We start from the raw sequence: 23808 nt of genomic DNA, 5'->3' as shown, positions 1-23808 counted from the left end.
TTGACCTCAGAAATTCACAGTGGCTGACAAACGCGCTGTGCGGGGTGCGCCGGGGAACAGATAACCGTCGCCCATGGACTCACCGACATCGCGCCAGTAGCGTTTATCGAACAGGTTATCCACGGTCAGACGCAAGACAGTGTCATACCCTTCGACTTTGGTGCTGTAGCGACCACCCGCATCGAATACCGCATAGTCGTCCACTTTTACACTGCCCTGCCGATTCGCGTACTTGCTGCCGCTGTACTGCACGCCACCCAGCAACGCCAGGCCATTGAAGCCGGGGATGCTGTAGTCGCCATGCAGGCTGGCGCGGAACTTGGGAACGTTGATCGCCTGATGACCATCGTAAGCATCGGTGCCACTGTCAGTGACCCGCGCCCGAATCGCGGCGACGCTGGCCGACACTTGCAGGTTAGAGGTCAGGTGACCATTGGCAGACAGTTCCAGACCGGTGTTTTTCTGCTTGCCCTGCTGCACGTAGGTAAAGGTGCCGTCTTCGTTGGGCCGGGTGTACTGATAATCCTGGGTGATCTGGAACAGCGCGGCGGTCAGGCTCAGGCGCTGCCAGTCGTGCTTGACTCCCAACTCGATCTGCCGGGAAGTCGTGGGCGGCAGCACCTCGTCGGCATTGGTGCTGAACCAGGACGCCTCGCCTCCCAGAGACAGGCCTTTGCTGTAGCTGATGTATAAAGATGTATCCGGGCGTGGTTTATAGATCAGGGCCGCCTGAGGCAGAAACTCAGTGCGCGTGGTATGGCGAGTCGTGGCACCCGAGCTGTCGTAGGTTTCTTCGTCGAGACGGATTTGACGCCCGCCCAGGACGGTCTGCCACTGTTCGTTGAAGCTGATCCGGTCAGTAGCGAACAGGCCGTATTGTCGGCTGTCGAGGCGACGGTAGCTGTTGCCCAGCTCCCCGGCGTAAGGCTCAAGGGCTTGCGGCGTAGTGCCAATGACGCCAGTACCGATAAATTCATTGATCGAAGACCGGCGATCCACCACACGGCGGAAGGCTGTCGTGCCGAAGGTCAGGTCATGCTTGAGGGTTCCGGTGTCGAACTGCCCATTGATGGCCGCCTGAGCTTCGTCATTGCGGCGGGTATCGTCGGGGCTGCGGTAATCGGAAATATCGTATTCACCCTCAGGGCTGAAGTAATTCGGCACCGCCGCACTCGCGCAACTGGCGGAACCATAGCAACCCCAGGCGAAGGTGCTGTAGTCGTCGATCACCACCCGGCTGCGGGAAGCGCTGAGACTGGCTTTCCACGACTCGTTGAAGCGGTATTCATACAAGCCGTCGAGATTCAGTGACTGGATGCCCACCGGGTTGGACCAGCTCTGGTAAGCCAGCAAGTCCCTGGGGTTCACGTTATGGGGCACCGTTGTGCCGCCCAGCAATTGATAACCAGGCACCGAACGCTGCTCGCGATTCTGATACTCGGCGTTGAGTTGCAGCACGCTGTCAGGGTTGATGTTCCAGTCCACCGCCAGGGACGCGAAGTCACGCTTGCCATCGGCATGATCGACATAGGAGCGGATATCCTCGTGAGCCAGGTTGGCCCGTACACCAAACTGTTGCTCGCTGCCGAACCAGCTTCCCAGATCCGTCGCCAGATAACGCTCGCCCTGCTCGTTGGTAGAAACAGTAACCGAACGCACATTGTCGGGCCGCTTGCTCACGTAATTGACCAGCCCACCGGGCTCCGACACACCACTCTGCAAACCGGCCAGGCCCTTGAGCACTTCAACCTGCTGCTTGTTTTCCAGAGCGACGTTCTGCTCGCCGGTGATGGTCCGGCCATTGATCTTGTAGCTGCTGGCCGAGTTGAGGGCAAAACCGCGTACCACGAAGTTTTCGTAGTAGCCGACAGGCGCATAACTGTCGCCCACCGAAGCATCGTTGCGCAGCACTTCGCTGAGCAGGCGCGCTTGCTGATCCTTGAGCCGTTGCTCGGTGATCACGGCAATGGATGCAGGAGTATCCAGCAGCGGTGCCTGATCAAAACCACCCACCGACGCTTTGCTGGCCTGATAGCCGGTATCCTGCTGGCCGATGACGGTGACAGCCCCCAATTGCACGCTGGTATCGGAAGCCGTCGAGCTATCGGCCCATGCCGCACCGGCCAGCAGGCCATTGCCCACACCACAGGCCATCAGGACGCCAATTCTCAACAGGTTTGGCGAAAAAACCGGGGCGCTTGCCCCGAATGTTCGATGCAACTTGACCATGAAAACTCCTTGGTGGGCGCTATAGACCAACGCGATTTGCCAGGCACAGGGCGCACATGCGCCGGAGCCTGCAACCAGCCCCCGGTACAACTGAATGATTGATAGCCAGAAGGCGTCAGGCCGGAGCTGCTCCGGTGGTCATTGGCAAGCGGGGGTCGGCGGCCCATTCCTGAAGAGAGCCGTCGTAGATAAAGACGTCTGAGCGACCGACCAATGCAAGCGCCAGCGCCTGTGCAGCCGCGGAAATCCCGCCGCCGCAGTACAGAATCAGCGGCTCTTTGCTCTCCAGCAGTGAACCGAGCGTTTCACGTAAGGCATCGGCCTCAAGGTAGCGGCCCTGCTCATCGAACAGCGAACGTGCAGACAGGTTCAGGCTGCCGGGAATATGCCCGCGTCTTGCATAGCGGCTCACGGCACTGCCATCGAACAGCGCCGCCGAAAGTGCGCAGACCAGAGTGCCTGGACGCTCGCCAGCGACGACCGCCTGAACGCCAGCCCGGTCAATCCAGAACCCATCCCGGTATTCGGTTTGCAAGGTGACAGGCTGAGCAGCCACAGGTCCGCCCTCTTGGGGCAAACCGGCGCGCTGCCAGGCCTTGAAACCACCGTCGAGTACCTGCGCATGAAGCCCGACACTGCGCAGCACCCACCACAGGCGCGCCGCCCAGAATCCATCGTTGCGGTCATAAATGACGATGCGTCGCTGATCACTGACGCCCAGTGCTCCCAACGCCGTTGCCAATGCCTGCGCGTTCGGCAAGGCAAAGCTGAACGTGGCTTGCGGATCACTCAACGCCGCGTACAAATCAGCATGCAGCGCGCCGGGAATGTGCTCTTGCAACCAGCCCTCGTAACCGCTGCGGGCGCAGTAATCGCCATCGAAGCGCGGTGCGGCCAATTCGACCGTGGCATCGAGAATCAGCAGGTCCGGGTCTGCCAGAATCCCGTGCAGCTCACCGGTTTGAATGAGGATTGAATCTGCTGCATTGCTCATGGCTGAACACTCTCTGCAAAACGGTTGAGATGGGCCAGCAAACGCTGACCTTCAGCCCCCTTGAACCAACGGGTGTGGCCGATGAGGTAAGCGTCGTAGGCAATAGTGGCGTTGGCGACAGAACCCACCACGCCTTGGTAATAGGCGATTTCCGACAGCGCAAAATCGGCGTGGACCAGCGGCAAGAGCGCGGCCAGCGTCTGGAAGTCCCGAGCCGATAAAGGTCTTACGCTTTGATAGCCGGCCAGAATCGCATCCACCGACTCAAGATGAACCACCTCGTTGGCGTTGTGTTCCAGCTCCAGCCAGGCAATGCAATTACGCTCCAGGGTGGTGGCCAGATCAAAAAGCGCGAAGGTTTGATCGGCCAGCCCGAAGTCCAGCACGCTGACAACCTGCGCCGCATCAGACTCGGCGCTCCAGAGCAGATTGGATGCGTGCAGATCGTTATGGGTCCACAGGGGCGGCTGCTCGGCAAGCAAGGGATACAGCGCCCGATGGAACGGCATGTGCAGCGCGGTCAGGTCACTGCGCCAGTCACGCTGGCTCAGGTAAGCCGCGAGTGCCGGATCGGCAACGCTGGCGGCCTCGATGGCTTGAATGGGATCGGGCTGGCTGAACAACCTGAAATTGGCCAGCAAAACCGCAGCCTGTCGTGGCGGAGCCAAATAGCCTGTGGCGGCGTCATGCAATTGCGCCAGAGCCTGCCCGGCTGCCCAGGCATGTCGAACATCCTGAAACGGCGTCCAGGACAGCGCATCGCGATACAGGTCTTGCCCTGCCGCTACACCATGCACCTCGTAGGTCCATTCACCAATGGCAATGGCCGTTTCCCCTTGCTGATCGGCCAGCACCTCGGCAACCTGCACGCCGTTCTGCCGCAGATGAGCCATGAAACGATGCTCTTCAGCCAGCCATGCCGGTTCGCGAACAGCCCGGTGATGGCGCTTGATGAACAGCGGGCCGGTCGAGGTATTGGCAAGGCAAGCTGCCGAAAATGGCCGAGGGCTGTGCCAGGTCAACGCCTGCAAGACACCGACCTCGGGGTAACGCCGTAGCAGTTGCTCCACGGACTCGGCAGATATCGCCGGCCAGTCGGCCTCGACCGGTTCCAGTCCGAGGCCATGTGCGCTCAGACGCTCGGCGGCCATCAGACGGCCTCCGGCAGATAGGCATTGGTGGTCGCGCCCTGCCAGGCATTGCCGTCGCCCAGCACCTGATGTTCGTGCAGCCAGTGCGCGTAAGGTTCCAGCAGACTTTGGCGCTGCTCTCCCCAACGGCCTTCATGCAGCCAGGTCGGGGCAATGCGCTGCAAGGATTGCGCAAGCAGTTCGCTGGGGAAATAAGGCGTGACCTGCTCGTAAGCCTGCAAGGCGCTCAATGGCTCCTGAGTCACAGCCAGGAAACCCCGAGCGGTGACCGCGAGAAAGGTGCGGATCAGTTCCGGGTCAGCGGCAAGGGTGTCTTCATGAGCACCTAGCAGATAGCTGTGATACGCCGGAGCACCAATCTCATCCACCGGCCAGACCACCCGCTGCTCATCGGCAATCGGGCTGGCCATCAACGCCTCCCAGGCCCAATAGCCACCAAAACTCGCATCGGCAACACCGGCAGCCAGTTGCTCGGGGCGTAACTCACGAACGCCGCTGTCGACCACAATCACCGCATCCGGATCGCCGCCGTCGGCCTTCACCAGATGACGCACCATCGCCAGACCGCGAGGTGTCGGGTTCAACGCCAGACGCCGCCCCGCCAGATCCCGAGGCCGGCTAATGCCTGAGCTGGCGAGCGTCTGAATAGACTCAAGCCCACGATGATTGATCGCCGCAATACCGCGCAACGGCTGCCCAAGCGCACGCCGCACCAACAAGCGATTACTCGGAAACACCCCGAAATGCACCGCCTTGCCCAACAGATGATCGAGCGTATCGCCACGCCAGGGGTCATGAACCACCAACTCGACATCCAGCCCGGCATCGCTATACCAACCCCGCTCACGCGCCAGATAAAAACCGGCCGAATTAGGCCAGGGATGGAAATACTCGAGCATTACCCGTACACCAATCATCACCGCGCTCCTGCCCGACCACATCGTTGTGGAAGGCTCCTGTCTTCTGAGTGCGGGTTTTATAGAAGCTAAATCTGGTATATACCAATATCGTTTGTTGCTATGGATATAGCTTTTTGGGAGCACTTTACCGCCCCATCGCCAGGCACTCGATTCGCGATCACGCATAGCCTGTAGGACCGGATTTATTCGGGAAGACATTCTTGTGAGCGATGAAGATTCAATGAATGCCTGCATCATCGCCAAAATACATCACACCATGATATAAAAGCCGCCCTTCCCTCAACCGAAGCGGCACTACCCCCATGGCTGACACCCTCCACAAGCAGGATTTTGAAACCCTGTCCGAATTCCGTTATCAACTGCGACGCTTTCTGCGTTTTTCCGAAGAGGCGGTTCAGGCCTGTGGCGTTACGTCCCAACAGTACTTGCTGATGTTGCATACCCAGGGCTTCAGCGAGCGTGATTGGGCCACGGTGGGTGAGCTGGCGGAGCGTTTGCAGATCGTGCCCCATGGTGCCGCTGCGCTGGTGAAACGGTGTGAGGCTCTGGGGCTGGTGCAGACCCGGCGCAATATCGCGGATCGGCGTGAGGTGCAGGTCAGCCTGACCGACAAGGGCAGTGAGGTGCTGGCGCAACTGGCTTTTCTGCATAGAGAAGAACTCAAGTCGGCGGGCAAGCGTTTCCGCGTGCCTTTCGAGCAGGAGTAACCGCAAAAACATGCCTTCACCCTCCAACACAACCCTTGCGGCGCGCTTGCGCTCGCTATGGCCTGCACCCCACGCCATCGACACCCTAGAGAAAGTACGCGCCAGCGTCGGCGCGGCCTTGGGCATTCTGTTGGTCGCAACCGTTGCAGCACTCTGGCTGCACGGCGCACATGCCATTGAGAACAGCTTTCTGGCCATGGCCATCGTCGCGCCCATCGGGGCCAGTGCGGTGCTGGTGTTTACCGTGCCATCGAGCCCGTTGGCACAGCCATGGTCCGTGGTGGGCGGCAATACGGTTTCGGCGCTGGCGGGCATTGCCTGCGCCAAATGGATTCCCGATGCCACGCTGGCTGCCTCGCTGGCGGTCAGCCTGGCAATTGCCGCGATGCTGGCGACCCGTTGCCTGCATCCGCCGGGAGGCGCGGCGGCGCTGTTGATGGTGATTACCGGTTGCGATCAGTTTGTGTACGCGCTGAGCCCAGTGATGCTCGACTCGCTATTGCTGGTGGCAGCAGGCGTGATCTACAACAACCTGACCCGCCGTCCATGGCCCCATGTTCAGCAGGCAAAAAGCGATTCGCCTGCCAGCCGTTTCAGTGATGCGGATCTGGACGCCGCCCTCGCCCACTACAATCAGGTACTGGATGTCAGCCGAGATGACCTTCACGGACTGCTGGAGCGTGCGGAAGCCTCGGCCTACCAGCGCAAGATGGGCGAGATCCGCTGCGCAGACGTGATGAGCACTGCGCCCATTGTTGCTCGTCAGGAAATGCCCCTGCGCGAGGCATGGGCCTTGATGCGGCGGCACAAGATCAAGGCCCTGCCGGTGATCGACCGGCAACGCCATCTGATGGGGATCGTGACAGTGGCCGACTTCATGAAACAGATTGATATGGACGCCCACGAAGGCGTGGGCTGGCATTTGCGGGCACTGCTGCGTCAGGTCAGCAACAAGCAACCGGCGAGCATTGTCGGCGAGATCATGACTCGCAAGGTGCGGGTCGCCAGTGCCGAGCGCCTGCTGACTGATCTGGTGCCGGTGTTTTCGGAAAATGGCCATCGGCATGTTCCGATCATCGACGCCCAGCGACATCTGGTGGGCATCATTACCCAGTCGGATTTGATCAAGGCGCTGTATACGGCCGTGCGGGTTTAAAGCGTGATCATTTCTCTTATATAGGCCCAGGGATAAATCCCCTGCTTGTGTCCATCGCTGAAGATCAACTGCACGCCATAACCCTGATCGACAATCTCGGTGATGCGGACTTCTTCACTCACCAGATCGATCCGCCCGCGCAGCCGTGCAGCCCGACAGTGCGAGCACGGGCATAACGCACGCAGTTGGCCGTGGGCCAAGGCTCGCGCCTGACCATCAGGCCACTCCACATGCAGCAGCCCGCCGTGTCTGACGTTGCGGATCGCCGAAGGCACCATCATGGCTCCAGTTGCGACAGTGCAATGCGAACGGCCTTGCGCACTTCAGGGTCGCCATCCTGTTCGGCCAGTCGCAGCGCAGGCAAGGCTTGCGGGTCGCCAAACTCGCCCAGTGCCAGAGCCGACTCCTTGCGAAGATTGCTGATGCTGTGTGACAGCAGGCTCTCCACCGCTCCACGCGCCGGGCTGTACTTGAGCCGGCCCAGTGAGCGCACCGCACGCAAGCGAACCTGCCAATAGGCATCATCCAGCGCCAGCAGCAGCGCGCTGCCAGCAGATTCGTCACCGACCTTGCCCAACGTGGTCGCCGCCTCTTCGCGCACTTGCCACTGGGGATCGTTCAGAGCTGTCGTCAAGGCTTCGATAACCGCTGGAGTGCCCGCAAAACCGACCGCGCCCGCGGCCATGCGCCGGACTTCAATATCGTCATCTGTGGCCAGACGTTGAGTCAGGTCAGCCAGTGCTTCGGTGTGTTTCAACCAACCGAGAATGCCTACGGCCTCGCGGCGAATCGCGGCAGCCGGGTCATTCAAGGCTTCACGGGCGACTTGGGCGCTGGCGGGCAGCCTCAATTCACGCAGGGCACGCAAGGCGCTGCCCCGCACGAAAGGATCGGCATGCCGCGCCCAAGGTAACAGCAGCTGACCAGCGGCTTCGGTCTTGAGCTGCGAGAGGCTTTGTGCAGCCGCCTCACGCACTTCCTGCTCGGCGTCGGTCAGGGCCTGGCACAGTGCGGTCACCACCGGCGCGTCTTCCCAGGCTTCAAGCAAGCGCGCAGATTCAGCACGCACGTTTGAAGCCGGGTCCTGACGCAAGGCTTCGGTCAACCAGGGCAGGCTGTCAGGGTCTTCGAGGTCGGCCAGTGCAATGAGGGCGATTCTGCGCACCACCGCATCTGCATCTTCAAGACGCGACTGGAGTTCGAGAATGTCGGGGTTATCGGTTATCAGGCTCATGAACGGCTCACAGTGCAATACGTAACAGATCTTGTTGCAGGGGTAACCCCAGCGGGGTCAGGCGTGGCAAAGGCGGTGCATCGGGACCATGATCGAGCAGTTCCAGGCAGTGACGCTTGAGTTCGACGAAACCTGGGCTGGTCAGCAGGGACGGCTGTCGCGGACGGGGGAAGTCCAGCTTCAGGTCGGCGATGAAACGCCCCGGACGAGCACTCATCACCAGAATGCGATCCCCCAGAAACAGCGCCTCATCGATGTCATGGGTGACGAACACCACCGTGGTGCCGATACGGCCCCAGATATCGAGCAGCAGTTGCTGCATGCGCGAACGTGTCTGGGCATCCAGCGCACCGAAGGGCTCATCCATCAGCAGCAGACGCGGACGGTTGATCAGCACACGAGCAATCTCGGCCCGTTGCTGCATGCCACCGGACAATTGCTTTGGCCAGTGCCCGGCGAAGTCTTCAAGGCCCACCCAGCGCAGCATTTCCAGCGCCTGGCGGTGGCGCTCACGCCTGGATACACCTTGCATTTTCAGGCCGAAAGCGACGTTATCAAGCACACGACGCCATGGCAGTAAAGTGTGATGCTGGAAGACCATGCCGCGTGTGGGAGATGGCCCGTCGACGATTGATCCGTCGACCCGCAGTTGCCCGCTGCCGGGCTGCAAGTGCCCGGCGAGCGCACCCAGCAAGGTCGACTTGCCACAGCCCGAAGGCCCCAGAATGCATACGAACTGCCCGGGCGAAATGCTGAAGTCGAGTGCCTGTACGGCTTCAAAAGCGTCATCACCGTCGCCCAGACGGATGCCGACGTTTTCTCCTTGAACACGTCCTGAAGTCATCGCTGTGCTCCTGTCTGGTTATTCCACGGCATGCACCACGCACCCAGGCGCTTGACGAGCGCACTGCTGACCAGCCCGAACAGGCCGATCAGCAGCATGCCGACCATGATGTCCGCGTAGTTCTGCAAGGTGTAGGACTCCCAGGTGTAGTAACCCAGGCCCCACTGGCCGGAAATCATCTCGGCGGTCACCAGACAGAACCATGAAGTCCCCATGCCGATGGCCAGGCCCGTGACAATGCTCGGGCCTGCGCCCGGCAGCACCACTTCGCGCAGGATCGCCCAGCGCCCTGCCCCGAGGCTGAGGGCCGAAGCCACCAGACGCCGGTCGACGCTTTCGACGCCATGAACGGTATTGAGCAGGATCGGAAACAGCGCTCCCGTGAAGGTAATGAACACCATGGACAGCTCCGACGATGGAAACATCAGAATCGCCAGCGGGATCCAGGCCACAGCCGGAATCGGCCGCAGCACTTCAAGGGGAGGCAGCAGCACGTCCGAAGCCCAGCGCCAACGGCCGATCAGCACGCCCAGAGCGATACCCAACACAGCAGCCGCTGCATAGCCAGCCGCAACGCGACCCAGGCTGGCGCTGACATGGCGGAACAGAGCCGTCGAAGACGTCAGCTCATGCAGCGCGGCAAAGACTTCGCCCGGTGTCGGCACGTTGCGAAACGTCACCAGACCCAGGTCCAGTTGATGACTGGCCGCGACCTGCCAGAACAGCAGGCAGGCCAGGATCGACGACCCACGCAACACCCAGCGGGCAAGGTTGGATAGCCTCATCGAATGCTCCTCAACGCGCCGTCACTGCGGTATCGCCGGTCAAACCTGCGAAATCCAGGACTTGCCCGCCACGGGCTTGCGCATCGCTGACTGCCTGGTCCTTGAGAAGGAAGGCATCCACGCGGCCCGGTGCAGTCTTGACGAACCAGGCGCTATCGGCGAGCAGCTTGATGCCGCTGTCGCTGGCCTGGGTATAGAACCCGCGAATCTCGTGACCGTTTTTCTTCAGTTCGGCCAGTTGAACAATGGCTTCCTCGGGCGAGGCGTAATTGCGTACCTGGGCTTCACCCTTGACCCAGATCTGCGCGACCCGCTTGAAGTCGGTGATCGGCTTGCCAGTCACGGCGTCCTTGGCCACCAGCGGCTGGGCAGCGTAGTTGGCCAGTGCCTTATCGTAATCCAGGCCGCTGGCCTTGAAAGCGGCACGCAGGTACTGGTCGTCGATGAAGGTGTCGGTGTTGAGACCGCGATCCGCTTTTTTCAGCAACTTGAGAGTGTCGATGGCAGTGCTGACGGCCTGGCGGTATTCCGGTTTCCAGGTCAGGTCGCGGGTCTGCAATCCCAGTGGGCCGTGGTAGAGATAGTTGACCGAAGCCTCGATACCGGCGACTTTTTCGATCAACTCGCTGTACTTCTCAGGCTGCTCGGCCAGCAGGCGATTGGCCTCGATGGTGGCGCGCAGATAGGCGACGACGATTTCCGGGTATTGTTGAGCAAAGTCCTGCTCCACCAGAGCACCGTGGAAAGTGGGCGCCTTGGCCTGGGAGCCATCGAAGATCTTGCGGGCGAAACCACGGCTGACGAACAGCTCGGCAAAGGGCACAAAGTCAGCGTGGGCGTCGATCTTGCCCGCCTGCAAGGCCGAACCTGCGACTTCCGGCGCTTGCGCGATGATGGTCAGGTCACGCGCCGGGTCCCAACCCTGAGCAGCTACAGCACGCAACAACATGCCATGGGCAGTCGAGGCGAAAGGCACGGAAACCGTCTTGCCCTTGAGTTCGGAGATCGACTGCACGGGGGAATTTTCAGGCACGACGATGCCGTTGCCACTGCCCTCGACACTGCCTGACAGAACGTTGATGAACAGGCTGCGACGCCCCGCGGCTTCATGGGCCACGCCATTGAGGCTGCCGGGGAAATCGGCCATCGCGCCGAAGTCCAGCTTGCCGGCGACCATCTCGTTGGTCAGCGGCGCACCGCTGGTGAAGTTCTTCCATTGAATGTCGTAGTCGACATCCTTGTACTTGCCGTCATTGGGCAGGTACTTCTGCAGCAGTCCCAGCTCACGAATCATCAGGCCGCCAGCGGCGCAGTTGATGGTTGTGTCCTGAGTGCCAATGGCAATGCGGATGGTCTGGGCCTGAGCCCCGAAAGCGGTGGCTGCCAGCAGCAGGCTGGCCAGAGTCGTGCGTAAGAACATAGGTTATCCCCTCGAGTCAAAGATGCGTCGATCGTCTCCTCCACGGGTCAAGTGGTGGGAAACGAGGGGTTGCATGGCAGGCGTCCGGTGGTTTGGCCGGTGGCATTTTTTATGGTTATGGCTGGCCGTGATCAGCGCAGCAGGTAAGGAATCTCGACCTTGACTGCACCGGTCGGGCAGTCGGTTTCGCAGGGCATGCAGTACCAGCATTCATCGAACTGCATAAAGGCCTTGCGGGTTGTGGGATCGATGGCCAGCAGGTCCATCGGGCACACGTCCACGCAAACCGTGCAGCCCTTCTCGGCGATGCACTTGTCGTTGTCCACGGTGACCGGAGCGGAGCTTCTGAAGAAAATTTCCTGGGGTTGAAAGGCCATGGTGCAGTCCTCGAATCAGGCAGGTTGGCCGGGGGCGACCCGCAGCCGGTTGTAGGCGGTGCGCTCGTCGTTATCCAGGGCGACGAGATAGGGTTCCACCGGTTTCTTGAAGCTGGTCATGCGGCCATCAGGGCCTTTTTTCAGATGGCAATGGCAGAACCAGTCCTCATCGTTGCGCTGCGGATGATCGACGCGATGGTGGTAAAGGCCCCAGCGACTCTCTTCACGAAACAGCGAAGCGCGGGCAGCCATCTCGGCGCAGTCTCGGATCACCGTGACTTCCAGAGCGCGCATCAGCTCATGGGGATTGTTGGCTTTCATGCTGGCCAGATCCGCTTCGATCTCGCTGAAGCGTTGCAGGCCGATCTCCATCTTGCGGGTCACTTTCGGCGGCTGCAGGTAGTCGTTGACCATGCGCCGCAACTTGTACTCGACCTGCGCGGGTGGCAGGCCGTGCTCGCGCAACAGCGGCGCATAGACCCGCGCCTTTTCAGCGGCGACCTGATTGGCACAAGGCTGCTGAAAATCACGACCGGCGACATGCTCGGCGGCGTTGACCCCGGCGAACCAGCCATAGGTAAAAGCCCCGAGCATGTAGTTGTGCGGCACCGCCGCCATGTCACCGGCCGAATACAGGCCCTTGACCGAGGTTTCCGCACGCTCGTTGACCCAGACTCCCGAAGCACTGTGGCCGCTGCAAAAACCGATTTCGGAAATATGCATCTCGACCATCTGCTGACGATAATCAGTGCCGCGCCCGGCATGAAACTGCCCGCGACTGGGACGCTCGTTGCTGTGCAGGATCTGCTCGATGTTCTGGATGGTTTCTTCGGCCAGGTGATCGAGCTTGAGAAACACCGGGCCATTGCCGCCTTCGAGTTCCTGGTGGAACTCCCACATCATCTGGCCGCTCCAGTAGTCGCACTCGATAAAGCGCTCACCCTTGTTATTGGCGGTGTAACCACCCAGAGGACCAGTAACGTAAGCGCATGCCGGGCCGTTGTAATCCTTGATCAGCGGGTTGATCTGAAAGCATTCTAGGTTCGCCAGTTCGGCACCGGCGTGATAGGCCATGGCGTAACCGTCACCGGCGTTGGTGGGGTTCTCATAGGTGCCCATCAGATAACCCGACGACGGAAGCCCCAGGCGACCGGCAGCGCCGCAGCAGAGAATCACCGCCTTGGCCTTGATCACATGAAAGTCGGCGGTACGGCAATCGAAACCCATCAGGCCGCTGACAGCACCTTCGGTGTCGGTCAGCAAACGAGTGACAATGACCCGATTGGTGATCTCCACCCTCGCCCGTTTGAGCTGGCGGTACAGCACTTTCTTGATGTCGTGCCCCTCAGGCATCGGCAGTACGTAAGCGCCCATGTGGTGGACTTTCTTGACTGCGTAGTCGCCGGTTTCATCCTTCTCGAACTTCACGCCCCAGCGGTCAAGCTGCTCGATGGTCTCGAAACTGTGTTCGGCATACGCCAGCACAGCCTTCTGGTTGACGATGCCATCGTTGGCGACCGTGATTTCCTTGGTGTACTGCTCTGCGGTGGCGTGGCCGGGAATGACCGCATTATTCAGGCCGTCCATCCCCATGCTGATGGCACCGCTGCGCTTGACGTTAGCCTTGTCGATCAGCAACACGCGCAAGTCGCGATTACGCTCCTTGGCCTTTATCGCCGCCATGGGGCCGGCAGTGCCGCCGCCGATGACGACGATGTCGTATTCGCGCTCGATTGTCTGAAACTCGGCCATGCCCTGCTCCTCTCCGGTTCGATACACCCGCTGACATTGGCAGGCGATGGCGCTGCAGTAGCGGTTTTCATCACGGCCGCTCTGCGCGCTCATAACTTGTTATAACAAGATATACAGGGATGATATTGGCTATGAGGGCAAGGCCAGAAATACTTTTTCGGACTAAGGATATTCTGCTGCCTGCAGGACGCAGGCAGCCGGACAAGACTCTAACGGTCGATGCGCAGGCGGTACTGGAAGGCATCACCGCAGTAATACAAGTATTCAAAGTCCAGCGGCTGCCCATCGGCTGTGTGGGTCAATCGCTCGATACGCATGATCGGTGACCTGGGTTTGACTCCCAGCGCAGCGACCACCTGAGCATCGGCTTCGATGGCATCTATAGCCAGATCGGCATGCCCCAGGGCGATGTCGAGATCGTTTTCCAGAATCAGAAAGATATCGCGAGTGGCCAGATCAGCCGACTCCAGACGTCGACCTGTAGCTTCGGGCAGGTAGGTGATTTCCAGCGATACCGGCTCGCGGTTGACCAGTCGTACCCGGCGAATCTCGACCACAATCTGCCCTTCTTCGAGCCCCAGCCGCTGGGCAACGATTGCATCGGCAGGTAAATACTCGAAACCGCACATGCGGTTGGCGACCTCATGCCCGGAAGCCGCCAGCGCTTCGGCCAGCCCTTTCAAGGAGCTGACGTTCTGGAACGCCTTGGGCTTGGAAACAAAGGTGCCCTTGCCATGAATCTTGAAGATAAGCCCTTCTTTCTGCAGATCCCCCAACGCTTGCCGCACGGTGATGCGACTGACACCAAACGCGGCCCCAAGCTCGCTTTCTGAACCCATTCGGCTGCTTGGCGCGTAGGTGCCATCCAGAATCCGCGAACGAATATGCTCCTTGAGCTGTGCGTACAACGGAACGGGAGATTGGCTGGTCAGCTTTACAGGAGGCTCGGAGTTCATAGGGTTTCGGCTTGCAAGGGGTCACGCTCGGGAGTGATTGAGTGCAACGCTCACTGAGCACGGAGGCTGTCAGTGACGGCGGCGGCCAATAGACTAACTCAGCCGGGGAAAGGATTTCATCATTTGCGGCCGACTGACAACCGGGCCCTGCGCGAGTCCAGTTACCAGCCGACCTACCAGACCGAACGCTTAATTCGAGTTCTGATTAACGAAGCTACTGACTGCTCGCACCACAGAGTTCGCGCCCTGCTGGATCTCCTGGATCACACGGTCTGCATCATTGGCCAGAGTCAGCGCCTCAGTGGCCTGTTCCGTGCTGCGTTCGATCACGCCAACGGCACCCGAAGCAAGGCTCTGGTTTTCCTTGACCACACTCACGATATCTTCCGTTGCCTTGGTGGTACGGGAAGCCAGTTGCCGAACCTCGTCAGCCACCACGGCAAAACCTCTGCCCTGCTCACCGGCCCGAGCGGCTTCGATGGCAGCGTTGAGAGCGAGCAGGTTGGTCTGCTCGGCAATGCTGCTGATGGTCTTGACGATTGTCCCGATCACCTGACTCTGGGAATCGAGCGCCTCGATGCCTTGAGTCGCTTCTTGCATGGAGCGGGTCAGCCGGTCCAGCATTTCGACGGTACTCTTGATCACTGCACGCCCCTGCTGGGCAGTGGTGTCAGTCTGGACGGATGTTTGATAGGCCATGTTCGATGCCTCGGACACCGCCTTTTCGCGCTCGACCTGATCGGTGATGACGGTTGCAAACTTGGCAATCTTGTACAGCTTGCCATTCGCATCGGTGATGGGGTTATAAGAAGCCTCAAGCCACACATCACGACCGTATTTATCAATCCGCAGGAAACGATTGACGATGAACTCACCCCTGCGCAGCCTTTCCCAGAAGCTTCTATAGGCCTCTGAACCGGACTCTTCCGGCGTACAAAAAATGCTGTGGTGCTTGCCTTTGATTTGGGCAAGCTCATAGCCCATGGCTTTGAGGAAATTGTCATTCGCACTGGTCACAATTCCATCGAGCGTAAAATCGATGACAGCCGTCGAACGCTGCAAGGCATTGACCAACGCCTCATTCTCCCGCGAAGCCTCGATGGTGCGCGTCAACACGCTCGAGTACAGAATGACTTGCTCGATACCACCGGTTTCATTCCTGAATGGCACGACAATCGTTCGCAGCCAGACTTTGGAACCCTGCTTGTGATTCAACCGCAGCGTCCCGCTAAAGTGCTTCCCTTCCCGAATAGCACCCAGAGCCCGCTTCTGGTGAACATCACCACTCAGCTCCGACGGACTCAATTCCTCAAGACGACGCCCGACCACCTCGCTGGGCGAATAACCAAGCTCGGCTTCAAACAGAGCATTGATGGATTTCACGTTCCCTCGACCATCCAGTACGGCAGCTACAGTCTCTAAATCCAGAACCTGACTCGCCTGCTCCAGCATGGCCAGTCGAAGTTCCAGTGCCTTGTTGGCTTGTTTCAAATGGGAGTTGAACATGATGTGTATCCGAGGAAGGTTGCCTACTGCATCGGATATGGAGCGGGAATCTTTAGTGGTCAGGAGGAAGAAAGCACGATATCAGAAGCACTCAAGCTAGGCGTTGAGGCCGAAGGGTCAAAGCAGCGTCGAGCGGGGGAAATAACCTGGCATGACATGATGTGATTCACCCCAAGCCCGCCAGATGCGGGCTTGTCGTATTTGGCCTATCCCTGGCGCTTGATATCGTCCTTATCAGCCGCCTTGACGCGCCTGGCCTCGTCCTTGATCTCCCCCACCAAAGCCGCAATGGCTCGGCCTCCACTGAGTTTGGCGGTCGATATTCCGGTCATTGTCAGCTCCGGAATATGGGTTTCCGGGTTCCTCAGTTCGATGGACATCAATCCGTCCGGGCTGATGGTGCATTTGCAGATCGCAGGCCTGAAGGCCACTTCCATGACATGACGCAGTTCAAGATGAGAAAGCATTTGACCGTCCCTGTAGACGCTACATAGCGGATTGATACTAGAGTCTAGCCCAAGGTCGCAGGTGTGGTTTTTGTCTGACGGAGCATGTGTAAATTTTTATGTCGATAATGCACGCCAGCAACAGAACTGCATGGAGTGATTGGCATAAGGCCGATTACTCCGCATCGATAAGGCTGTCAGTCTTCGGTTCGTCGTCTTTGTCACCATCCGTTTGTGCATCATCGACAGACTCCGGATTGCCAGGAGGTGGGTTCCAGTCTTCGGGGCGATCATCACCCTGCTTTGGCTCGGAACTGACCTGATCAAGACCGGAACCATGCCCTTCACCGGTGTCGGTCGTCTTATCAGACGGCCCTGGGTAAGCGCTCTCCGGTCCGTTGTTTTCGATTTCCATGGCGACTCTCCTTTCTGTGCGCAGGATGTCTGCGCGTAAGGTTGAGAGAGGCAGGAAGTGTCGGGAGTGCAGAGCAGCAGACAGGCGGTAACGATGTGGGGAATTGGTTCTTGTGCAGCACTTTTTATGGTGGGTCACGAAAATCCGCATTCGCGACCGGAAATACACGTTTGGCATGATGTCGCTGATCAAGGTCCGAATCAATGAGCACAAGCAGGTCGAGGCTAAAAAGGAAGAAGCTCAACGCGCGCGCATTCGCCAAGAGGAAACAGAAAGGCTTCAGGAAGCCGCAGAGGAGAAGCGAAAAGAGGCCGAGACAAACGTCAAAGCAGAAGTTCCAGCGCCGGTGGCCGCAGCCGAGCGGCTCCAGCACATAAATGATCGAAATGAGGCGCATCAACAACAGAGTGCGGCAGCGCCGAAAGCAGTTGCATATCAAATCCCGCCAAGCGCGCCAAATATGCAGAGAAGGAGTTGCGGCACCGGGTTCGACCATAATCCTGGGGATGTTGAAGGCTAGATCGCGTCTAGTTGAACACCATGCCCATGTAAACAGCGGCGATTACACGATTGTTACCGGCCTCGACCATTGCTACAGCCTCAGCTCTGTCTTTGACAACGACCGTCGTCTTTTGGGTCTTTTTGTTTGGCCCGTTGCTAACGTAAGTAACCTCGTATTTCTGCTTCAGCATCTGCATATCCCTTGAAATCGGCCCCATGCCGGCCACCGTCTATAGCTTTGACGGTCGCCTGGTCATTGTCAGGGTGATCATGACTCCCCCGACAACGAAAAGTGCTGCTGACTCATAGCTGGGCACAAAGACAACCAAAGCGTAATGGATAGCGATCAGGGTCAGTCCAGCGCAACAGACTTTCTTGTTCGATAGCGCGGCGCAATAGCTCTGCGCGGCCTTCATGTAAGTCCTCAGTTTTTTCATTCGCTTCATCCTTGATGTAGTCATCGATTCTAACACCAGAACCCCAATTGACCATGCCACCACCGGATACGGAGGGCGGCACGCCCCCGAGGTAATCGATATGCCCGTACTTCACAGCGTCATTCACAAGATCGACAAGAAGCCGGATGGTACCCCAGCCGTTCTGTTTCTCAGCGGTGTCGAGCAGGCCAAGAGCCAGGCGCGTGAAGATCCGATGTATCAGTTCAACGAAAGCTACAACGCCACCGCCGGCAAAGGCTGGGGCTTGTTTCACCCCGAGTCAGGTGCTTATCCACTGAGCGGCTGGCCCAGGCGAAACCCGCACCCTGCTCAAGGCATGCAGCGACTTTGTGGAAAGCGAAGACCTGCCGGAAGAGCCGACGCGGGAGAAAACCAAGACCCTGGTGGATTACGCCACCAGCCAAACCAAACTGGGCGACCCCATTGGCCTGGAAGAGTTGTCCGAGCTTATCGACGAAGACCGCCCGCGTGCGTTCTACGATCACATCCGCAACAAGGATTACGGCCTGTCGCCGGAGATCCCCGCCGACAAACGCACCCTGAACCAGTTTCGTCGCTTCACGGGCCGCGCCGAAGGCATGTCGATCAGCTTCGAGCAGCACCTGCCCGGATCAAAGATCGAGTTCGATAAGGCCGGAGGCACGTTGACTTTGCGAGACCTTCCAGTCGGCACCATCAGCAGGATCGAGAAGAAGCAGCGTAAGCGACACACCATCGATGGCCTGAAAGCCATTCGTGAGGCAGCACCAGCCTGGCTGAAAGCGCAATCGACCTGGCACTGATCACGGCCCAGCGCCGCACCGAAATTCTGAATATGCGCTTTGACGGGGTTCAAGAGGGTTTTCTATATGTGGTTCAGCAAAAGACCGCAAAGGCCAGTGATGCGGCATGGATTAGGTTTAGGGTGACTGAAGAGCTGCGGGCGGTGATCAGCCGATGTAGGGATGCATCGCCTCGCCATACTTGGTTCACCGCCGACCAGACCGAAAAATGCAGCTTCAGGCGCCGACGAAGGATCACTGGACAAAAGTCGAGGAACGATACTTGACGCGAGCATTTAAGGAGGCTCGGGAGGTGGCGGGCTGTTACAAAGGCTGAAAGGAAGAGGAAATGCCAGGCTTTCATGAGGTGCGGGCGCTGTCGTTGCACCTGTATCAGAAAGCCGGGAAAGACGGGCAAAAGATCGCCGGTCACGCCAGCGAGAGCATGACCAAAAACTATCAGCGGGACCACGCCGAAATCGTCTGGTCCGATGCCGTTCCAGACCTCGATATCAGCCAATTCGCGGGATAGTTTTGCGCCAGTTTTGCGCATCTTTTGCGCACGCACAAAAAAGCCGATCTAGCTGATCGGCTTAAGTATCTGATTTTAATCAGTAAATATGGTCTGGACGGAGTGATTCGAACACTCGACCCCTAGCACCCCATCTCCTTTTTTATACTTCTTGAAAGACTCCGAAATTTTACTCTGGATTTTTATAAACTAGTATTTACTTGAGTTCCACCGGTGTTCTGCTCTACGAGAGTCCAGTAACGTCCATCAAGAGCCGACGTTTTTGTGGGGGTAAAAGTAGGGGGATCGTACATCAGTAGGGTTCACAGACCATGGCATGATGGCGATCTGCCCTAATCTCTTTGCGAGGTAGTAATGCAACTCTTCGCTGCTCAAATTAGCCCAAGGCTGTCCAGGTAAGCACTCACCTCTCCCATTCCTCGCTCCGCTACGTCCAGTAGATCATCTCGGTCTTTTCGATTCAACGGCAGCGGACCCGCGTTAGGCACCCATTTAGAGACGCTGGTTTTGGGTAAACGCCTGGATGACAGAACCATCGCCATAAGGTCGTCCCGTGCTTTTTCATCGTTGAAAACGGCCTGCAAGTTTTGGCCCTTTGGATTGTATCTCGTGCCATCTTTCATACCTGCGGCGTGAAATGAAGCTCGTCTGATAATGCACGGAACGCATTTGCCACACTGCTGATGCGTTCTCTTCCATTTCCCACAAGACACAGTATCGGTGGCCAGAGCGTTGAGTGAGACTTGATCGGAACAGCCCAGAAGCATCTCCCCCTTTGTCTTTAGCGCATACGGGTTTTTTACAACGACTGGCAAACCAACGGTGTCCAGAATTTGCTGGAACAAACCAAGAAAATGAGGATGAGTCGTTCGGGTGCTCAGCGCCCCTATGCGTCTTGGCGTCATTGGTGGATTGAGAGCGATGAGACCGTTCTCTGGAACGAATAACTCCACCGGTGTACTGGCCACTCTCAATTGCGCCAAAGTAGCAGCGACTAACGCGCCATAAGCTAGGAAGTTGAAGCTGCGTGTACGCATCTGCACATCTAGCGTGGTACCAAGCCGTGAGGTGGGGTTCGCTACGGCCGCAAATCTTGAGACTTTTACGGGAAGCTGGCTGCTCACAAGGATTTGCTTCTCCGAGTCCCCTCTGTAGGAATGACTGATCAGAATTGGCCGTCGCCCTTTACCCAACAGATCAAGTGCACCAATGCCACTGTCCATGCCTCCAGAGAACAAGCTCACACAATCATGGCCAGCAAGCACGGTGATGCGGCCACGATTTTGCGATTTTGATTGTCTAGGGCCGTCAGGCAGCAACTCGATAGTCCAGATATCACCACTTAAAAAATGAAGCGCTTTTTGAAGCAATGGGACCGCTGCATTCCAAAGATCCGGATCGGCTAGTGGAATGACCAGGCGAAGCTGTCTTGCCCATCCATCGTCTGCCTCGGCTTTATCGACAAACGTGTCTGCCGCTGTAACTGCCATCGCAATAGTGAGCAAATCGAAGCCCACACGACTCACGGGCGCACCTAGACGTCGAACAGCGGTACGAACAGGCCCACCGATTGAACAGGTACCCTTCGCCAATGGTCGACTTCCGTACATCAGTACGGGTATGACATTCGGAGAGCGTGGTGGAAGCTGGTCAAATTCGTGATGGAAAATTAAGTCAGTCACTGTTCGTAGCTCTCCCACTCGACCCAAACTTCTTTAATCGCACTGAGCTGGATACTTTCGACTTGGGCACTCGTGAAGGACTTCAAGTTACCCGTTAAAAGGGGGCGCATGTGCTTGTCTGTTACCGCTTCCACCAAAGAAAACAAATCCCTTTCCGCCTGCTCCACCTGCCCAGGAGACGATGCTTTAGCGAAGGCTTCATTGGAGTCCAGCACTATCTGCCCAAAAACACATTTCGTGACGTACACGAGCATCATTTGGACCAGCATTTCATCATTTATCTTCGTGAAGTCGAATTCATCATAGCCCTCCAAGCATTCCGATAGTGCTTCATTCATCGCTACGCGAACCCGATCTGAATCGCCATCTTCTGGAACGAGTGCTTGGACGATTATGTCAATCGCAACGTCCGTATCTTTCCCGTTAAGGGACGCAAGATTGAGCCCGTTTGGTGACTGGCCGTCACTCAGCGCTGCCATTGCACCAAATAGTGCGCCGCCAGCACCAGCCATCGAGCCAAATCGTATGGGGCCGACACTGCTACCACCTGTAGAGCCACTGGCATAGCTTCGTACAGCAGAGCGAAGGTAGTCGCCGTCTCCGCTGGAGACGAATTTACCCAAGGATTTACGGAAATCTTTGAACCGCTGCGGAGGAGTTTCTGGAATCGCCCCCTGGCCCGGTGTGTCTATCCACCCGGGAACAAACGGAGAGTTACCACCGGGCCCTTTACTCGAAGTCGACGTTCCCATGTCATTGCTTCTCTTTAGGCTTAAACCAGCTGACGCTTTTCACCCTGGTACTGAGCCAGGGCTTAATTTTTCCTGGCATGACCGTATGGATGAAATCGGATAACGAAGAGCCTGCATCGGATGAGCGCTCGGCCAACATAAATGCGCCATCAAAACCAGGCGCTCTGGTAGTCCAATCCACATGGGACCGCATTGACTGAATAAGTTGTGCCATAACAGCCACATGCTCGCCAGTTGGGATTGTGAGAATGGCAGCGATGGCAGATGGGGAGGATGTGTTGGACGCTCTCTTGAGAACCGCAAGCGCTTCTGTCGCAGCGGCCGATAAGCCCGCTCTCAGTACGCGTAATGGTGTGGTCTCACGACTCAAATAGACAATCGGACGGAGATCAGTGTTCGAGAGTGAAGGCTCTAGCGTCAGCCACTCTCTGATAAATTCAGCTTTTACGTTCCACGGTTCAGGGCAAGCTAGTTTGAATTTATCTGGATCCTCCAGCAGGTTTTCGAGTGTCGTCAGTATTTCCGGTTTCCCCCCTGCGGCTGCGTTGATCACCGAGTACATGTGAGCAACCGATTTGTCTTCCATGCATCGCTCAAACAGAGCGAGTTTGGCAATCAACGCCTCATCAACCGGCATGTCTCTTTGCTTGGCAACACGGGAGCGCATACGAACTACGTTCAACATCCGCTTAACGATTCGTGGATTTCCTAGGATCAGCGTTGAGTTCGCGAGCATAGACGCCATGCGATCAGCAATCGCAAATCCTTGGGCGATCTGGTCTGGAACAACTGTACCAAGAAGACCTAATGCAACCTCGGTGACGATAGGTTCTTCCTTCCAGGCTGTGCGCAGATTCGCCTCAAGCCCGGCTCGTAGTTTTTCGATTTTATCCGCAGGAATCACTGCGCCGGCGGACGCGAACAACATGAACAAATAGGCTCTCACTTCTTGTACCCCAAGCCTAGGAACACGCACTGGCACCTGGATAAGCTTGTCCAAATAGTCAGTTACATGTCGGTCATCTGGGTCTTTGAAATGCTCACTCACCGAATGTCTGACCATGTCTTCATCGGCAGCGACGACGAATGCCGTTTGCCCCATGAACAAAAACAAACGAAGGGCTTCGAGGGTTTGGATGGTCTGCTTTGGAAGGCACCGATCGAGGTTGTCTACAAATACGACCAGCGTTTTATCCAACGCAGTGAGGACGTCGGAAAATTCTGACCTAAAGGCGGCGATTTCCTTCGGTGGAGTCCGCTGCTTTTCCTCATCCAACAAACCAGTAAGGTGCCCTTTAGCCTTGCCACTAGCTTCCTTTAGCGTCGTTAACGTTTCTTCATCCGCCTCGCCCGAGAATAGTTCGCCTAAGGCCTGCACACCTTTCATGCCAAATCCAAAAGCTGGTATCCCCATGGCCATTGCGCCGCCTTCGACCAGCAGACCAAGTGCACGCATTTTATTAACACGGCCCATCAGTTTCTTGGCTTTGGGGATAACCGCTGTTTTTCCTTCCGCAGCTTCAATCAATGTCGATGCGATGATTTCCATCAAGGCTGCTCGGGAATCGTCAAATCCCTGATAAAGCCATGCATCAAAACGCACCACAACGTATTTACTTGGGTCCTCGTCAGGATTGAGGCCTTCCTCAATCAAATTCAGCAGAGTTGATTTTCCGGTGCCCCAAGAACCAAAGACACCGACCGTGACAGGCCTCATGTTCGGATCGCGAATTACGTCGACGACCAGATTAGCGACCTCTGAGTAATTCAGAAAATCTTGTTTTGTATCGACGTCAGCCCACATTTGAGCCTCCCTGCTTCACATTATTTGCGCACCTGGCAGCTTAAACGACCAGTTTCCAAGGCCGTAGGCCGTAATGCATCATCATTGAACGATCCGTATCATTATCGAAAAATAGAACCTGTGCCACTATTTTGGCACTGCATTTTCTGATGCAATGCTCTGTATTCGGTGTAACCCAATAGCTCAAGGGCTGACTAGGTCGGTACACGATATATTTCATAGACATTCCGAGCGGAGCTGATGGCGTTATTTGAATTTCTATGTCCTTATGTGAGGTTCTTCCACGGTGTGGCGTATAACCTGCATCAAACGTTGGATGGGTTAGGCATTTCCTCTGCCGGGTTTAGTGGCCCACCCAATCCTGCCCCTGATCGGTACATTCAAGGAAGATAAAATGAATATAAAAAAAATCGAAGTTCCACCGTA

21 protein-coding genes and 4 pseudogenes are annotated in these 23808 nt (G+C 57.5%); 5 read left to right on the top strand and 20 right to left on the bottom strand.

Features of this window, described 5'->3' with window-relative positions; genetic code table 11:
* Positions 1 to 6: 6 nt before the first annotated feature.
* The 4 genes from K5D32_RS02975 to K5D32_RS02960 form a co-directional block, all read right to left on the bottom strand.
* Positions 7 to 2229 carry a TonB-dependent siderophore receptor gene (locus tag K5D32_RS02975; protein ID WP_221599202.1) on the bottom strand — a complete coding sequence of 741 codons (2223 nt, stop codon included), beginning with the start codon at positions 2227 to 2229 and terminating at the stop codon, positions 7 to 9.
* A gap of 115 nt (positions 2230 to 2344) precedes the next feature.
* Positions 2345 to 3223, bottom strand: coding sequence for a sulfurtransferase (locus K5D32_RS02970; protein ID WP_221599201.1), 879 nt, complete (start codon positions 3221 to 3223; stop codon positions 2345 to 2347).
* Positions 3220 to 4374: a phosphotransferase enzyme family protein gene (locus K5D32_RS02965; RefSeq protein WP_221599200.1), complete on the bottom strand. Its 1155-nt coding sequence runs from the start codon at positions 4372 to 4374 to the stop codon at positions 3220 to 3222. Before K5D32_RS02965 ends, K5D32_RS02970 begins: the two co-directional genes overlap by 4 nt.
* Complete coding sequence (locus K5D32_RS02960; RefSeq protein ID WP_221599199.1) at positions 4374 to 5291, bottom strand: ABC transporter substrate-binding protein; 918 nt, start codon at positions 5289 to 5291, stop codon at positions 4374 to 4376. The genes K5D32_RS02965 and K5D32_RS02960 overlap by 1 nt, the downstream gene beginning before the upstream one ends.
* A 305-nt stretch (positions 5292 to 5596) precedes the next feature.
* On the opposite strand from K5D32_RS02960, the gene K5D32_RS02955 reads away from it, so the two are divergent.
* The gene (locus K5D32_RS02955) at positions 5597 to 6001 is read left to right on the top strand and encodes a MarR family winged helix-turn-helix transcriptional regulator (RefSeq protein ID WP_221575853.1); all 405 of its coding nucleotides are present in this window, start codon (positions 5597 to 5599) and stop codon (positions 5999 to 6001) included.
* A gap of 10 nt (positions 6002 to 6011) precedes the next feature.
* Entirely contained in the window at positions 6012 to 7157 is a 1146-nt protein-coding gene (locus K5D32_RS02950) for an HPP family protein (protein ID WP_221599198.1), read from the top strand.
* Here the strand turns inward: K5D32_RS02950 and K5D32_RS02945 are convergent.
* The 12 genes and pseudogenes from K5D32_RS02945 to K5D32_RS02895 all read right to left on the bottom strand — a co-directional run bounded on the left by K5D32_RS02945 (position 7154) and on the right by K5D32_RS02895 (position 16892).
* Positions 7154 to 7438, bottom strand: a complete 285-nt coding sequence (locus K5D32_RS02945) for a gamma-butyrobetaine hydroxylase-like domain-containing protein (RefSeq protein ID WP_221599197.1) — start codon at positions 7436 to 7438, stop codon at positions 7154 to 7156. The genes K5D32_RS02950 and K5D32_RS02945 overlap by 4 nt on opposite strands.
* Positions 7435 to 8391, bottom strand: a complete 957-nt coding sequence (locus tag K5D32_RS02940) for a HEAT repeat domain-containing protein (protein WP_221599196.1) — start codon at positions 8389 to 8391, stop codon at positions 7435 to 7437. Before K5D32_RS02940 ends, K5D32_RS02945 begins: the two co-directional genes overlap by 4 nt.
* Positions 8392 to 8398: 7 nt before the next feature.
* A complete protein-coding gene (locus K5D32_RS02935) occupies positions 8399 to 9235 on the bottom strand; it encodes an ABC transporter ATP-binding protein (protein WP_221599195.1) in 837 nt (278 codons plus the stop codon).
* Positions 9232 to 10020, bottom strand: a complete 789-nt coding sequence (locus K5D32_RS02930) for an ABC transporter permease (protein ID WP_221593005.1) — start codon at positions 10018 to 10020, stop codon at positions 9232 to 9234. Before K5D32_RS02930 ends, K5D32_RS02935 begins: the two co-directional genes overlap by 4 nt.
* Positions 10021 to 10030: 10 nt before the next feature.
* On the bottom strand, positions 10031 to 11440 hold the full coding sequence (locus tag K5D32_RS02925; protein WP_221599194.1) for an ABC transporter substrate-binding protein: 1410 nt from the start codon (positions 11438 to 11440) through the stop codon (positions 10031 to 10033).
* Positions 11441 to 11571: 131 nt separating this feature from the next.
* Positions 11572 to 11817: a ferredoxin family protein gene (locus tag K5D32_RS02920; protein ID WP_201019141.1), complete on the bottom strand. Its 246-nt coding sequence runs from the start codon at positions 11815 to 11817 to the stop codon at positions 11572 to 11574.
* Between the two features lie 15 nt (positions 11818 to 11832).
* Positions 11833 to 13569 carry a fumarate reductase/succinate dehydrogenase flavoprotein subunit gene (locus K5D32_RS02915; RefSeq protein WP_221575860.1) on the bottom strand — a complete coding sequence of 579 codons (1737 nt, stop codon included), beginning with the start codon at positions 13567 to 13569 and terminating at the stop codon, positions 11833 to 11835.
* A 209-nt stretch (positions 13570 to 13778) separates the two neighbouring features.
* Positions 13779 to 14525, bottom strand: coding sequence for a GntR family transcriptional regulator (locus tag K5D32_RS02910; protein WP_201019139.1), 747 nt, complete (start codon positions 14523 to 14525; stop codon positions 13779 to 13781).
* A gap of 189 nt (positions 14526 to 14714) precedes the next feature.
* Positions 14715 to 15146 (bottom strand): annotated as a pseudogene (locus tag K5D32_RS26180) (methyl-accepting chemotaxis protein); the annotation flags it as partial.
* 108 nt (positions 15147 to 15254) lie between these two features.
* A pseudogene (locus K5D32_RS26175) lies at positions 15255 to 15977 on the bottom strand (PAS domain-containing protein); the annotation flags it as partial.
* Between the two features lie 260 nt (positions 15978 to 16237).
* A complete protein-coding gene (locus K5D32_RS02900; RefSeq protein ID WP_221555558.1) occupies positions 16238 to 16498 on the bottom strand; it encodes a DUF1652 domain-containing protein in 261 nt (86 codons plus the stop codon).
* A 154-nt stretch (positions 16499 to 16652) separates the two neighbouring features.
* The gene (locus tag K5D32_RS02895) at positions 16653 to 16892 is read right to left on the bottom strand and encodes a hypothetical protein (RefSeq protein ID WP_221599193.1); all 240 of its coding nucleotides are present in this window, start codon (positions 16890 to 16892) and stop codon (positions 16653 to 16655) included.
* A gap of 112 nt (positions 16893 to 17004) precedes the next feature.
* Here K5D32_RS02895 and K5D32_RS02890 point away from each other — a divergent pair, with 112 nt between their 5' ends.
* Positions 17005 to 17412, top strand: a complete 408-nt coding sequence (locus K5D32_RS02890) for a hypothetical protein (protein ID WP_221599192.1) — start codon at positions 17005 to 17007, stop codon at positions 17410 to 17412.
* Between the two features lie 284 nt (positions 17413 to 17696).
* Here K5D32_RS02890 and K5D32_RS02885 read toward each other — a convergent pair whose 3' ends face one another.
* Entirely contained in the window at positions 17697 to 17885 is a 189-nt protein-coding gene (locus tag K5D32_RS02885; protein ID WP_221599191.1) for a hypothetical protein, read from the bottom strand.
* 45 nt (positions 17886 to 17930) lie between these two features.
* Between K5D32_RS02885 and K5D32_RS02880 the strand changes: the two are divergent.
* Together K5D32_RS02880 and K5D32_RS25850 are read left to right on the top strand one after the other, a co-directional pair.
* Positions 17931 to 18546, top strand: a pseudogene (locus tag K5D32_RS02880) (nucleoid-associated protein); the annotation flags it as partial.
* Positions 18523 to 19144 (top strand): annotated as a pseudogene (locus K5D32_RS25850) (tyrosine-type recombinase/integrase); the annotation flags it as partial. The pseudogenes K5D32_RS02880 and K5D32_RS25850, both read left to right, overlap by 24 nt.
* Before the next feature lie 371 nt (positions 19145 to 19515).
* Here K5D32_RS25850 and qatC read toward each other — a convergent pair.
* The 3 genes from qatC to K5D32_RS02860 are packed head-to-tail and all read right to left on the bottom strand — an operon-like array spanning position 19516 to position 23382.
* Positions 19516 to 20826, bottom strand: a complete 1311-nt coding sequence (gene qatC / locus K5D32_RS02870; protein WP_311775765.1) for a Qat anti-phage system QueC-like protein QatC — start codon at positions 20824 to 20826, stop codon at positions 19516 to 19518.
* Positions 20823 to 21578: a hypothetical protein gene (locus K5D32_RS02865; protein ID WP_260407139.1), complete on the bottom strand. Its 756-nt coding sequence runs from the start codon at positions 21576 to 21578 to the stop codon at positions 20823 to 20825. Before K5D32_RS02865 ends, qatC begins: the two co-directional genes overlap by 4 nt.
* Before the next feature lies 1 nt (position 21579).
* On the bottom strand, positions 21580 to 23382 hold the full coding sequence (locus tag K5D32_RS02860) for a P-loop NTPase fold protein (protein WP_221599189.1): 1803 nt from the start codon (positions 23380 to 23382) through the stop codon (positions 21580 to 21582).
* Positions 23383 to 23808 lie beyond the last annotated feature (426 nt).

The sequence above is a fragment of the Pseudomonas cichorii genome, from assembly GCF_019719005.1.
GTDB classification, from domain to species: Bacteria; Pseudomonadota; Gammaproteobacteria; order Pseudomonadales; family Pseudomonadaceae; genus Aquipseudomonas; species Aquipseudomonas cichorii_E.
The sequence above is the reverse complement of the archived record's forward strand: the minus strand, read 5'-3'. Positions and strand labels throughout refer to the sequence as shown.

What these genes read in the sequence shown, in the direction of transcription:
- K5D32_RS02945 (WP_221599197.1), bottom strand. Translation starts at nt 7,438, where the DNA reads ATGATGGTGCCTTCGGCGATCCGCAACGTCAGACACGGCGGGCTGCTG.
- K5D32_RS02915 (WP_221575860.1), bottom strand. Translation starts at nt 13,569, where the DNA reads ATGGCCGAGTTTCAGACAATCGAGCGCGAATACGACATCGTCGTCATC.
- K5D32_RS02970 (WP_221599201.1), bottom strand. Translation starts at nt 3,223, where the DNA reads ATGAGCAATGCAGCAGATTCAATCCTCATTCAAACCGGTGAGCTGCAC.
- K5D32_RS02895 (WP_221599193.1), bottom strand. Translation starts at nt 16,892, where the DNA reads ATGGAAATCGAAAACAACGGACCGGAGAGCGCTTACCCAGGGCCGTCT.
- K5D32_RS02900 (WP_221555558.1), bottom strand. Translation starts at nt 16,498, where the DNA reads ATGCTTTCTCATCTTGAACTGCGTCATGTCATGGAAGTGGCCTTCAGG.
- K5D32_RS02965 (WP_221599200.1), bottom strand. Translation starts at nt 4,374, where the DNA reads ATGGCCGCCGAGCGTCTGAGCGCACATGGCCTCGGACTGGAACCGGTC.
- K5D32_RS02910 (WP_201019139.1), bottom strand. Translation starts at nt 14,525, where the DNA reads ATGAACTCCGAGCCTCCTGTAAAGCTGACCAGCCAATCTCCCGTTCCG.
- K5D32_RS02975 (WP_221599202.1), bottom strand. Translation starts at nt 2,229, where the DNA reads ATGGTCAAGTTGCATCGAACATTCGGGGCAAGCGCCCCGGTTTTTTCG.
- K5D32_RS02950 (WP_221599198.1), top strand. Translation starts at nt 6,012, where the DNA reads ATGCCTTCACCCTCCAACACAACCCTTGCGGCGCGCTTGCGCTCGCTA.
- K5D32_RS02865 (WP_260407139.1), bottom strand. Translation starts at nt 21,578, where the DNA reads ATGGGAACGTCGACTTCGAGTAAAGGGCCCGGTGGTAACTCTCCGTTT.
- K5D32_RS02925 (WP_221599194.1), bottom strand. Translation starts at nt 11,440, where the DNA reads ATGTTCTTACGCACGACTCTGGCCAGCCTGCTGCTGGCAGCCACCGCT.
- K5D32_RS02935 (WP_221599195.1), bottom strand. Translation starts at nt 9,235, where the DNA reads ATGACTTCAGGACGTGTTCAAGGAGAAAACGTCGGCATCCGTCTGGGC.
- K5D32_RS02955 (WP_221575853.1), top strand. Translation starts at nt 5,597, where the DNA reads ATGGCTGACACCCTCCACAAGCAGGATTTTGAAACCCTGTCCGAATTC.
- K5D32_RS02885 (WP_221599191.1), bottom strand. Translation starts at nt 17,885, where the DNA reads ATGGTCAATTGGGGTTCTGGTGTTAGAATCGATGACTACATCAAGGAT.
- K5D32_RS02920 (WP_201019141.1), bottom strand. Translation starts at nt 11,817, where the DNA reads ATGGCCTTTCAACCCCAGGAAATTTTCTTCAGAAGCTCCGCTCCGGTC.
- K5D32_RS02930 (WP_221593005.1), bottom strand. Translation starts at nt 10,020, where the DNA reads ATGAGGCTATCCAACCTTGCCCGCTGGGTGTTGCGTGGGTCGTCGATC.
- K5D32_RS02960 (WP_221599199.1), bottom strand. Translation starts at nt 5,291, where the DNA reads ATGATTGGTGTACGGGTAATGCTCGAGTATTTCCATCCCTGGCCTAAT.
- K5D32_RS02860 (WP_221599189.1), bottom strand. Translation starts at nt 23,382, where the DNA reads ATGTGGGCTGACGTCGATACAAAACAAGATTTTCTGAATTACTCAGAG.
- K5D32_RS02940 (WP_221599196.1), bottom strand. Translation starts at nt 8,391, where the DNA reads ATGAGCCTGATAACCGATAACCCCGACATTCTCGAACTCCAGTCGCGT.